13 protein-coding genes and 1 other annotated feature are annotated in these 12,124 nt (G+C 36.1%); of the genes, 2 read left to right on the plus strand and 11 right to left on the minus strand.

What is annotated here, in order from left to right; translation table 11 throughout:
• Positions 1-23: 23 nt before the first annotated feature.
• Complete coding sequence (locus ADU73_RS09690) at positions 24-470, minus strand: GatB/YqeY domain-containing protein (protein ID WP_046871081.1); 447 nt, start codon at positions 468-470, stop codon at positions 24-26.
• Positions 471-544: 74 nt separating this feature from the next.
• Positions 545-730: a 30S ribosomal protein S21 gene (gene rpsU / locus ADU73_RS09695; RefSeq protein ID WP_056985993.1), complete on the minus strand. Its 186-nt coding sequence runs from the start codon at positions 728-730 to the stop codon at positions 545-547.
• Positions 731-934: 204 nt separating this feature from the next.
• Here rpsU and ADU73_RS09700 point away from each other — a divergent pair, with 204 nt between their 5' ends.
• On the plus strand, positions 935-1,747 hold the full coding sequence (locus tag ADU73_RS09700) for a pyruvate, water dikinase regulatory protein (protein ID WP_062913435.1): 813 nt from the start codon (positions 935-937) through the stop codon (positions 1,745-1,747).
• A gap of 78 nt (positions 1,748-1,825) precedes the next feature.
• Here the strand turns inward: ADU73_RS09700 and ADU73_RS09705 are convergent, their stop codons facing one another.
• The 7 genes from ADU73_RS09705 to hisS all read right to left on the minus strand — a co-directional run bounded on the left by ADU73_RS09705 (position 1,826) and on the right by hisS (position 9,784).
• Positions 1,826-2,746, minus strand: a complete 921-nt coding sequence (locus ADU73_RS09705; RefSeq protein ID WP_056986267.1) for a deoxyribonuclease IV — start codon at positions 2,744-2,746, stop codon at positions 1,826-1,828.
• Positions 2,747-2,758: 12 nt separating this feature from the next.
• A complete protein-coding gene (locus tag ADU73_RS09710) occupies positions 2,759-3,955 on the minus strand; it encodes a CDP-glycerol glycerophosphotransferase family protein (RefSeq protein WP_046870768.1) in 1,197 nt (398 codons plus the stop codon).
• Positions 3,956-5,107 (minus strand): CDP-glycerol glycerophosphotransferase family protein, encoded by a 1,152-nt coding sequence (locus ADU73_RS09715; RefSeq protein WP_056986268.1) that lies wholly within the window; start codon positions 5,105-5,107, stop codon positions 3,956-3,958. It abuts the gene before it with no gap.
• A 15-nt stretch (positions 5,108-5,122) separates the two neighbouring features.
• Positions 5,123-6,001: a YitT family protein gene (locus ADU73_RS09720; RefSeq protein WP_046870770.1), complete on the minus strand. Its 879-nt coding sequence runs from the start codon at positions 5,999-6,001 to the stop codon at positions 5,123-5,125.
• 9 nt (positions 6,002-6,010) lie between these two features.
• Positions 6,011-6,541 carry a peptide-methionine (S)-S-oxide reductase MsrA gene (gene msrA / locus ADU73_RS09725; protein ID WP_046870771.1) on the minus strand — a complete coding sequence of 177 codons (531 nt, stop codon included), beginning with the start codon at positions 6,539-6,541 and terminating at the stop codon, positions 6,011-6,013.
• A gap of 147 nt (positions 6,542-6,688) precedes the next feature.
• Positions 6,689-8,479, minus strand: coding sequence for an aspartate--tRNA ligase (aspS, locus tag ADU73_RS09730; protein ID WP_046870772.1), 1,791 nt, complete (start codon positions 8,477-8,479; stop codon positions 6,689-6,691).
• Between the two features lie 12 nt (positions 8,480-8,491).
• A complete protein-coding gene (gene hisS / locus ADU73_RS09735) occupies positions 8,492-9,784 on the minus strand; it encodes a histidine--tRNA ligase (protein WP_046870773.1) in 1,293 nt (430 codons plus the stop codon).
• 60 nt (positions 9,785-9,844) lie between these two features.
• Positions 9,845-10,025: a binding site (T-box leader), on the minus strand.
• A gap of 125 nt (positions 10,026-10,150) precedes the next feature.
• On the opposite strand from hisS, the gene ADU73_RS09740 reads away from it, so the two are divergent.
• Positions 10,151-11,017 carry an N-acetylmuramoyl-L-alanine amidase family protein gene (locus tag ADU73_RS09740; RefSeq protein ID WP_100078141.1) on the plus strand — a complete coding sequence of 289 codons (867 nt, stop codon included), beginning with the start codon at positions 10,151-10,153 and terminating at the stop codon, positions 11,015-11,017.
• Here ADU73_RS09740 and ADU73_RS09745 read toward each other — a convergent pair.
• Positions 11,014-11,640 carry an HAD-IA family hydrolase gene (locus ADU73_RS09745; protein WP_046870775.1) on the minus strand — a complete coding sequence of 209 codons (627 nt, stop codon included), beginning with the start codon at positions 11,638-11,640 and terminating at the stop codon, positions 11,014-11,016. The two genes, ADU73_RS09740 and ADU73_RS09745, sit on opposite strands and share 4 nt — an antisense overlap.
• Positions 11,641-11,667: 27 nt before the next feature.
• Positions 11,668-12,120, minus strand: a complete 453-nt coding sequence (gene dtd, locus ADU73_RS09750; protein WP_056986270.1) for a D-aminoacyl-tRNA deacylase — start codon at positions 12,118-12,120, stop codon at positions 11,668-11,670.
• Positions 12,121-12,124 lie beyond the last annotated feature (4 nt).

Here is a 12,124-nt window from a genome sequence, read left to right on the forward strand (position 1 = left end):
CAAAATATTATTTTTATAGCGGATTACTTATTAAGTTGACTTTTAACTGCCTGATTAACTAATTTTCCGTCAGCTTTACCTTTAACTTTTGGCATAACGGCACCCATAACTTTACCGAAATCTGCACCACTTGTTGCGCCAGTTTCTGAAATTGTATCAGCAACAATTTTTTCGATTTCATTTTTAGTTAATTGTTGAGGAAGATATTTTTCAACAATCTTGATTTCAGCCTCAGTTGATTTAACTAAGTCATCACGATTGCCTTTTGCAAATTCCTCTGCAGATTCTTTTCGTTGCTTGTATTCACGAGTAATGACAGCTTGTGCTTCTTCATCACTGAGTTCATGATTAACTTTAACCTTTTCGTTCATTAAAGCAGCCTTAAGCATCCTAATAACACTCAAAGTATCTTTATCACGTGCCTTCATAGCAATTTTCATGTCTTCTGAAATTGTGTCTACTAAACTCATTAATTTTCTCCTTATTGAAGTTGAAGTTTTTTGTACAAAAAAAGCTCCTGATTTTTCTCAGGAGCGTTAAAAATTTAGAAGTGCTTCTTGTTCTTACGTTTTCTAGCAGCTTCTGATTTTAACTTCTTTTTAACACTTGGCTTTTCGTAGAATTCCCGTTTACGATATTCTTGTAAAGTACCTGATTTAGAAACTGTACGTTTAAAGCGGCGAAGAGCGTCATCAAGTGACTCGTTTTTACGAACGACTGTTTTTGCCATTTTGAATCCCTCCCTCCGAGCTCTAAAGTAACAAGTAAGTTTACTAAATGTAAATCTACTGTTCTTTATTATTATACATAACATAGAATTTTACGTCAATACATCAACCACTGTTTTCTTAAATTCATTTTAAAATTTATAAAACCGTTTTCATTGCCCGTCTCATATGGTAAACTTACTCTAAAAGGATGAGGGTGATTGATTATGGCAACAAAAGTATTTGTAATCTCTGATGCAGTAGGTGAAACTGTGGGAGCTGTAGCTAAAGCAGCATCGGCTCAGTTTCCTAGTGAGAAATTTGAATTTGATCGTTATCCGTTTACACAAACAAAATCTTTATTAGATGGCATTTTAAAACGTGCTAAACGCCAAAACGCCATTGTTTTTTCTACATTTGTCAATCCAGAACTAAATCAATTTGCTAAAGAGCAATGTGAACAGGCCGATATCTATTATTATGATGTCTTAACGCCTGCACTTTCTTTATTTAAACAAAAAACTGGTCTTGAACCAGCTAATAAACCGGGATCTGTCCATAATTTAACTGAGGGTTATTTCGATAAAATTGCGGCTATGGAATTTGCTGTAACGTATGATGATGGTAAAGATCCAAGCGGTTTTTTAAAGGCTGATATTGTTCTTCTTGGAGTTTCACGAACCTCTAAAACACCAATGTCGCTTTATTTAGCAAATAAAGGATTCAAGGTGGCTAACTTACCACTTGTTCCCCAGGCTTCTATCCCAGATGAAATTTGGAAAGTTGATCCCAAAAAAATCTTTGGATTAACTACAACGCCAGATGTTTTGAATGATATTCGCCGTCAACGAATGATTTCCTATGGACTTAATCCTGAGTCTTCTTACTCAAATACAGAAGGAATTAAACATGAATTAAGTTATGCAAATGATGTCTTCAAAAAAATTGGCTGTTTGGTAATCAATACTTCTAACAAATCAATTGAAGAAACGGCAACTTTAATTATGGAAATTTTAGATGTTGATGTCTCAAATGAATAAATAATTTAAAGTTCTTAAAAAATAAGCACCAGTGAAAACAGCCAATTGTTTGGCAATCTTCACTGGTGCTTATTTAAATTATTTTAAAAAAGTATCAATTGGTTTTTGCAAAAGAATATCGGAAATCAAATCTGGATCAAAAGTTTCGTTTTTAAGCATAGCTAACTCATAACCATATGGCGCATATTTCAGCTTGGCATTCTCGGGATCTTTAACCCAAGGTGTTTCCAAGATTTTTGGAATTTTAGTCAATTGTGGATAATGAGCAATTTTGTTTAGAGCCTTAAAACCAATTGTTCCAATTCCAATGTTTTCATGGCGATCTTTATGACTTCCCTGTTCGTTCTTGGAATCATTTAAATGAATGACCTGTAAATAATTTAATCCAATTTTTTGATCGAATTCTTCAAGGACCCCATCAAAATCATCGCGAATGGCATAGCCCGCATCACTTGTATGACAAGTATCGAAACATACAGCAATTTTATTCTGTTGCTTAACTTGGTGAACAATTGAACCAACTTCTTCAAATGTTTTACCAACCTCAGTTCCCTTGCCAGCCATTGTCTCAATCGCAATTTTAACTTCTTGTGACTCAGACAGGATTTCGTCCAATCCCTTTACAATTTGGGCAATCGCAGCTTCTGAACCAGCGCCAACATGGGCACCTGGATGAAGCACAATATTGCTCGCCCCTAAAGCATCAGCACGTTTAATTTCTTCTTTTAAGAATTCCACACCGAATCGAAAGCTTTCTGGCTTTTTAGTATTCCCTAAATTCACAATATAAGGAGCATGAATGATTAAATTAGAAATCTTATGCTCTTTCATTAACTGCTTGCCCTTTGGTATATTAAGCTCGGAAATAGGCTTGCGTCGTGTATTTTGAGGAGCACCAGTATAAATCATAAAGGTATTGGCTTGATAACTAATTGCTGTTTCAACAGAACCTAAAAACATTTTTGGCGCTTTCATACTAACATGTGAACCTAATAACATTTTATTAGCCTCCTAAAATCCGATTGATTCAATCACCTGTTTTGCTGCAGTTCCATTTTCCCAAGTTAAAAAGTTAGCGTCAAATTTATTGATTTGTTCTTGATAGTTTGGAAAACCTTTATTTGCTGAGAAAATTGTTAATTGCTCATAGAATTGATCTTTTTGTGTCACAATCGGTCCCGGACACTGACTTAGATAGTCAAAGTAAAATCCTCGTAAATCACCCGCATAGTGTTTCAAGTCATATGGGAAAAATAATATTGGTCGATGTAAGTTTGCATAATCAAACATTACAGATGAATAATCCGTAATTAACAGATCACTGATTAAATATAATTGATTAATATCTGTATCCGCCATAATTTTAACGCGATCTTCAAAGCCGCGAATATCAATGTGATCTTTGACCAAATAATGGGGACGGATGATTAAAACTGTATGCGCTGGCACTGAAGCAAAAAAGTCTTTCAAATCAAATGGTAAATCAAAACGATAACGGCCTTTATAAATAAAATTATCATCTCGCCAAGTTGGAGCGTAGAGAATAACTTGATCGACATTATCTCCTAAAAGCTTTATTTTCAATTTATTAATTTCTGTCTGATTAGTCGTGATCAAAAGGTCATTCCGCGGATAACCCGAACGAATAAATTTATTTTTAAAACCAAACGCGCGTTTAAAAATATTTTCTGAATAAGCGTTGGGCGCAATTAAATAATCCCACCGAGCAGATTCCTTTTTAAATTCATCATGATATTTTTTCGTTGAAGTGCCAGGTATTTCAACGTTTTCAATATCTAATCCTAATTTTTTTAAAGGTGTGCCATGCCATGTTTGAACATAGATAGTTTGTGCATTTTTATGCCACCACAAAGGCATTCTTGAATTAAAAATCCAATAATTGGCACGTGCTGTAACCCATATCCACTTTAAAGACCAACGCTTAAGCAACTGAACATCTGGATTAGCCTTTTTTACTTGAGCGAAGTTACTTCCCTTTATTCCAAAAAATAAATTATCAGCCGCTTCTGGATGAAGAATTTTTAATTCTCGATAAATGGCAGCCGGATTATCATTTATTGCCTGTCCGTTAAAGCTTTCAAAAATGGTCAAATGGCGCTTGATGGGTAGATGGATTAGACAGTCATTAATTACAACTAAAATATAACGAATTAAAATTTTTATAGTTTGTATCAAACCATGGCGCATTTAGAGGTCGCTCCGTTTCAATAAGAAATTTATTGTTCGGTTAGTCGCATTCCCATCATTAAACTGATTCCAATCATGATTAATTCGATCAATTATGGGCTGATCATTTTTCGGATCAGCCAAAAAAGCTGATAGCTGGTCCACTGTTTTAATTATAATGGGCTGAAACTCAGTTGCAAAATCCGGGCGTAACCCAACAGTTTGTTTAAACTGGAATTGGTCGAAAGCAAATAAGCCCACCTTTTTAGCATTTTTTAGCAAGGTATAGTCAAACAGAATCGAAGAATAATCTGTGATCAATGTTTCAACAACTGTAAGTAGTTCATCAGTTGATACACTTGCATCAATGGATGTTATAAATGGAATTCGATCTTCCCACGCTTTCTCCATGACTTGTAAATGCGGATGTAAACGCAGAATTAAGACACTGTTTTCCGGTAATTGCAAATTCTCAAAACCAGGTGCAAAATCAAACTTTGTTCCCTGGCGGTATGTCGGTGCATATAAAATTAAATGTTTATTTTTTAAATCAGGATAGCGTTTAAAAAAATTTGCTTGCGCTTTTTTAATCCACTCCGAATTTAAAAACTTATCTGAGCGTGGATAGCCTAATCGACGAATTTGATGGCCATCTAAACGATAATTCACTTGAAATGTATCACCCATTTTTTCTGAACCAACCACAATGTCATCCATAGATTCATAAACCTGCTGAAAACGGATATGATCCGAATTCGACCGTTGACTCGTTGTTGGGTCATTAAAGCCAAATTGTTTAATTGCACCATTTGCATGCCAAATCTGGGAAATTCGCATGTGGTTAGTTTTTACTAAAGCTCCTAAAAACGGAAAGTAATTATCGATAATGATCAACTTACTATGCATCAATATTGGAATTACTTTCAAGAATAATTGAGGCCCGTTATCTAGCAATTCCAATTGGACATTTGAAATTTTTTCTAGTTGCTTAGTATGCTTGCCCACTTCTTTTTGATAAAAAACATGGAGATTTAAAGGAGCAATTTGAGCAACTAGTTGTTGGACAAATTCCTGATTATTTCCAAAGCTCATCAAATAAGTAACTTGTGACTTTTTTCTAAAAATAAATAGTAACGACCAGAGTCGAACAAGGAACGTATAGATTACTTTCATGCTTATACCTCGTATTTAAAGTGAAGGTTCATAAAAATGACCCAGAATTGTGACACTACCGGAGATACTTACAAACGCTTTGGGATCAGATTCTTTCATTGCCATTTCAAGATCACTCATTTCATAGCGCGAAATAATTGTGAATAAAATTGTCTTTGGATCATGATTATAGGCCCCCTCAGCACCATGCACAATGGTGATTCCTCGCCGCATATGGTTTTGAATACTATCAATCACACTCTTGGGGCGGTCAGTTACAATCATTACTTGCATTTTTTGCTGTCTAGTATAGGTCATATCCATAACTCTGGCATTCACAATCAGACCAATGGCAGAATAAAATGCAAATGGCCAACCGTAAATAAAACCAGCTGCGCAAACAATCATTGCATTGAAAATGATATTTATTGTGCCAATACTTTTACCAGTCCGTTTACGAATAACCATCCCTAAGATATCTAAGCCACCCGTTGAAATACCATTTTTCAATGCCAAACCAGTTCCGTATCCATTAACAGCACCACCAAAAATTGCACAAATAATTGGATCTGTCGTTAGGGTCATGGGGTGCAATACCTTAATCATGATACTGGCCAAGCCAACAGAAAGAATTGTAAATAGTGTAAAACGATGACCGATTTGATGCCATGCTAGAAAGAAAAGTGGCACATTTAAGACAAAGAGCATCGCCGCAGTCGACAAATTAAAAGGTAGATAACGACTGCTCAGAGTTGAAACCAATTGTGCAAATCCAGTAATTCCAGATGCGTAAATTTTCCCTGGAGTCCAGAAAAAATTCATCGCAATTGAGACTAAAATAGCATAAATAAAGGCAGTTCCAGCTAACGTTGAATACTGATGCCGTTTAGCAATTTTTTTTAACTGTTTATCCATGAAAAGTAATTAATTCTCCTTTTCCCAATGTGATTTTTTAAATGCTTCTCGCCCACCACCTTCTTGCTGTTTATAAACTTCAGGATTTTTCTGATAAAAATCTTGATGAGTTTCTTCTGCCGGATAAAATGGTGCCACGTTTTCAATTCCCGTGACAATTGGCTTGTCAAATTGCTCACGATCCTGTAGCTCTTGCTTAGATTGTTCAGCAATCCTTCGTTGTTCTGCATTATTCACAAAAATAACTGGTCGATAATTATCACCACGATCTTGAAATTGGCCCATTGCATCCGTGGGATCCGTTTGTTGCCAATAAATTTGAACAAGATGCTTATATGACATTACATTTGGATCAAAGTAAATTTTAACTGCTTCTGTGTGTCCTGTTTGATGGGATTTTACTTCTTCATAAGTTGGATTAACTGTATGGCCACCAGTATAGCCAGAAATTACTTTGCTAATTCCTGGTAGTGAATCAAAGGGCTGAACCATGCACCAAAAACATCCACCTGCAAAAATTGCAGTTTCTTCTTCACTCATAGCAAGTCATCTCCATTTTAATTTTAATAAATTACAGATCTATTTAGATTATATCGTATCATAATCAACAGACGATTTCTTAAATTTTACTCTAAGATAAAAATCAGCAGGTAACGTTTTTATTACCCAGCTGATTTTTATTTTTATCTATTCATTTTTGTCATTTTCATTAACAGAAAACAAATGTAATTCTTGTAATTGTTTTTCAGTAACGGGACGAGGTGCTGAGGTCATTGGCTCAATTGCTTTAGAATTTTTAGGGAAGGCAATAACATCTCGAATATTGTCACGACCTGCTAATAAACGGGCAAATCGATCTAACCCAATAGCGAGACCGCCATGAGGTGGAAAACCAGTGTCAAGCGCATCTAACAAGTAACCAAAACTCTTTTGAGCACGTTCCTTAGTAAATCCAAGTGCTTCCAGCATCTTTTCTTGAAGATCACGTTGATGAATCCGGATTGAACCACCACCCAATTCCAAACCGTTTAAAATAATATCGTAGCTTTGGGCATGTGCTTTATGGGCATCTTCATCGTCGTTCATCAAATAATGAATATCTTCTTCATTTGGCATTGTAAATGGATGATGCGCTGGAACCCAACGTTTGTCACCCTCATCATACTCAAATAATGGCCAATCAACAACCCATACATAAGCAAATTTATTTTTAGGAATCATGTTTTGTTCTTTAGCAATTGCGACCCGCAAATAAGATAAGGTATCGGCCACAACTTTGGTACGATCAGCAACAAATAAAAGTAAATCTCCCACTTTAGCACCAGTGGCGGTCAAGATTTGTTTCCGCATTGCATCATCTTTAAAGAATTTTGCGATCGGACCAGAGAAACTATCATCAGTAACCTTAAGCCATGCTAAACCTTTAGCGCCAAAACGTTCCACATATTCCGTATATTTATCAATTGCTTTACGTGAATAAAGGGTAGCTCCGCCTGGAACAGCAATTGCTTTAACTTGGCCGCCCTTTTCAACGGCGCCTGAAAATACTTTGAATTCAGAATCTTTCATAATATCTGAAAGATCTTTCAATTCCATACCAAATCGTAAATCAGGTTGATCGGTTCCAAAACGAGCCATGGACTCATTCCAGGTAATCCGATCAAATGGTAATTTAACGTCAATATCTAAAGTATCTTTCATAACTTTTGCAATCAAGCCTTCAGTTAAATCCTGAATTTCTTCAGCATCTAAGAAACTAGTTTCCATATCAATCTGGGTAAACTCAGGTTGTCGATCGCCACGAAGGTCTTCATCCCGGAAACAACGGGCAATTTGATAGTACCGATCAAATCCAGCTCCCATTAATAATTGTTTAAATAACTGAGGAGATTGTGGTAAAGCGTAGAAATGACCTGCATACAAGCGCGAAGGTACTAAATAATCGCGCGCACCTTCAGGAGTAGACTTCGTCAAATCCGGTGTTTCAATATCAATAAAACCTTCTGAATCAAAATAGCTATGCACAGACTGGGTAATCCGGTTACGAATCATTAATCCACGTTGCATTTCAGGACGCCGTAAATCTAAATAACGATATTTGAGACGTAATTCATCAGAAACATTAATCCCATCTTGAATATAAAATGGCGGTGTCTTAGCTTTGTTTAAAATTTTAGCCTCGTACACCTCAACTTCAACTTCGCCAGTTTTCATATTGGGATTAATTTCTTTTTCAGAACGGGGCACAACTTTACCGTTAATTTCAATAACATATTCACTACGTAATTGATCCGCAATGGCCAATGCAGTTTCAGAAAATTCCTTACTGAAAACTAATTGCACAATTCCTTCTCGATCACGTAAATCAATAAAAATTAAATTTCCGAGATCCCGACGTTTCTGGACCCAACCTTTTAAAACAATTTTTTGATCTAAATACTGTTTATTAACTAATCCAGCATATGTTGTCCGTTTCATTTTATGATCTCCCTACTTTTTTAAGAATTTACCAAACAGCTTTGGAAAATTATCGTAAACATCTTCTAATTTAACTTGTTGTTCGTCACCCGTTGCCATTACTTTTAAATTAACAACTTTTTGAGCCAACTCATCGTTACCAAGTGTAATCACGATTTTGGCATTCAACCGATCGGCCGTCTTAAATTGTGACTTTGGCTTCCGGTCTAAATAATCCTGATCGGTGCTAAATCCATTATTCCGGATTGTTTCCACGATCTTTAAGGTTTCAGATTTTGTTTCGTCGCCAATTCCGACAACATAGACATCCAAAGGACTGATTGTTGGCAATGGTGCTTTTTGAGCTTGCATTAACAACAAGAGACGCTCTACACCCAGCCCAAATCCAATTCCTGGGGTCTCAGGGCCACCGAGCTCTTCAACTAGTCCATTATAACGACCACCAGCACAAACGGTCACATCGCCCTTTCCAAGTGCTTTATCATTGGCCATAATTTCAAAAATTGTATGATTATAATAATCCAAACCACGAACCATAGAAGCATCAACCTGATAATCAATTTGTAAAGTTTCTAAAAGATTTTTTACTGTTTCAAAATGACTGGCTGATTCAGGTGTTAGATAATCTAAAATGGAAGGTGCATCTGCTACGAGTTTTTGATCATCTTTATCCTTGCTATCAAGTACTCGTAATGGATTCTTGTGTAAACGAACTTTTGAATCTTCACTCAATTCATCAAAATGAGGTTCCAAGTACGCAATCAAAGCTGATCGATAAGCTTTGCGAGTTGCTTGATCACCCAACGTATTAATTACTAGTTTCAAATTATGAATTCCAAGCTTTTTCAAAAGATGCATTCCCATTGAGATTACTTCAACATCTAAGTTGGGACTTTCACTACCAAAAGCTTCCACACCAATTTGATGGAACTCGCGCAACCGTCCAGATTGTGGACGTTCGTAACGGAACATAGGACCAGTATAATAAAGTTTGACTGGTTTGATGTGCTCAGGACCATAAAGTTTGTTTTCAACAAATGCCCGAACTACCCCAGCAGTACCTTCCGGGCGAAGCGTAATATGACGATCGCCCTTATCATGAAAATCATACATTTCCTTCGTCACGATGTCGGATGTATCACCGGCACTTCTTGAAAACACTTCAAAATTTTCAAAAATTGGGGTCCGAATTTCATGGAATCGATAATTATCAAATAGTTTTTTTGCGGTGCTTTCGATATAGTTCCATGCAACAGCTTCATCAGGTAAAATGTCAGCTGTTCCTTTTGGACGTTGATACTTCATAATAAATTCCTCCTAATATGGAAATAGAATCTGAAAACAATAAAAAACGCCCTTGTTATTTACAAGGGCGCGCGGCGCGGTACCACCTTAATTATTTACTCAATATAGGTAACGTATTGCAACGGAATCTTACGTAAGATTCACCTCGAAAGTGTCTTTGAATGGTTCCTTTACCCAATCACAGCAATCATGGGCTCTCTGAAAAAGGAAAACACCTACTATTCTTTGTCTCTGGTTTTAATATTAAACTACCATTAAAATTACTAAACTATCTTAGTCCTGTCAAGGGTTCTTCTAGAATTTTTCGCTTTTTGTGGACGATCTGGTATATAATAATGAGAAGAATTTCAAATGGGAGAGGAACCTATGTATACAAATATTCGTACCTCAATTAAAAATAATCGTCTACAAATTTTGATCATTCTTATTTTTTTAATTGCCACGATCACCTTTACACATGCTTTATTTTCCACTAAAACTGTCCGCGTGGGTCTTGACAATGTTGCCGTTCGTCAAGGACCTGCGTTATCTTATGCAAAAATGGGAAACTTAAACGCCGGAAAACGGGTCACTGTTTTAAAGAAGGAAGATGGTTGGATTAGAATCCGTTATAATGATCAGGAACTTGGCTGGATTCCCGGCTGGTTAACTAACCGAAAATTTGGATTCAAAAAAGCCAAAAACTTATCTGAGGCTACCATCATCCTCGATCCTGGACATGGTGGAAATGATTCCGGTGCATTAGGCATTAATCAAAAAAATGAAGAAAAAACTTACACGCTAAAAACTGCCAATGTTGTAAAAGAAGCATTGGAAAATCAAGGAACTCGCGTTTTTATGACCCGTTCTAATGACACATACGTAGGACTGGCAGCAAGAGCAACGTTATCTAATAGTAAGAAAGCTGATGCATTTATCAGTTTCCATTATGATTCGGCGGCGCAAAACAATTCCGGTTCAGGCGATACAACCTATTACTATCATAAAAATACTTCCCTAAAATTAGCAGAGGCTGTTAATTCGCAACTTAAAACAAAAATTAATTTAACCAATCGAGGGGTTGAATTCGGTGATTTTGAAGTAATTCGTGATAACACACAGCCCGCGTTGTTGATTGAAGGTGGCTATATCAATACAAAAGCTGATTTTAATCAGATTAAAACACAAACTTATCGTAAGCAAGTGGCTTCTGCAGTAACAAATGGGCTAACAAATTTCTTTAGCAAAGATTAAACTAAAACCGATAATTCAGACAAATTGTTAATTTTTCGTTCAGGCTGACTGTTTACTTGAATGAGATTATCAGGATCAAAAAGAATTCCCTGAATACCAGCATTATGGGCTGCCGAAATATCAAGATTGCGATCACCAATCATGATGGCGGTCTTTTTTTCTGCCTGAAATTTCTGAATCAAAAAATTCAAGGAAGCCGGATTAGGTTTTCTTGGGAAATTATTGGCTCCCGTGACGGCACCACTAAAAAGCAATTCAAATCCATGTTTCTGTAACAATTTTTTTGCCTGATCGTCTCGATGAGTTAATAAGAAATTACGGCCATGATTTTGAACATTCTTCTGACATATATCATAGGCACTTTCAAATGGTTGAGCGTTTGCTAACAGTGTTGCTTCATTACTTCGATAGGTTTGTTCTAAATCTTCAGAATTCAATTTATTCTTCGCAGCTACTGTTTTCAATGTTTGGCCTAATGATTCCTGGCGCATTTGCCGATACAATTCGTGTAAATCTTGGTTAGTGACCGTGATGCCGTTTGTCATCAATGCATGTTTAAAGCTTTTGACCATGATTGGATACGTATCAAACAATGTGCCATCAAAGTCCCAGAATAAATCCATAATGCAACCTCCATTTATTTATTAAATTTATTTTTGTAGTTGATCAGTATCAAAAATGATTGTTACAGGCCCATCATTTTGTAAATCTACTTGCATATCAGCACCAAATTCACCAGTTGCAACCGTCATCCCTGCTTCTCCAAGTTTTTTATTAAATGTTTGATATAATATTTCTGCTTTTTTCGGATCACCAGCTTCAGTAAAACTAGGCCGATTGCCATGTTTTGTATTGGCATAAAGTGTAAATTGTGAAACAGATAAAATCTGCCCATCTACTTGTTTGATGTTTAAATTCATTTTTTGATTTTGATCTTCAAAAACACGAAGATTTGTTATTTTATGAACTAAATAATCAAGTTGCTCCTCTGTGTCTTGATCCTCAAATCCTACCAATAAAAGATAACCTTGAGAAATTTTTCCTACTACTTTTTGCTCAATTGACACCTGAGCACGTTTAACCCGTTGTAAAACTACTTTCATTTTT

The sequence above is a fragment of the Pediococcus damnosus genome (assembly GCF_001611155.1).
In the GTDB taxonomy this organism is placed as follows: domain Bacteria; phylum Bacillota; class Bacilli; order Lactobacillales; family Lactobacillaceae; genus Pediococcus; species Pediococcus damnosus.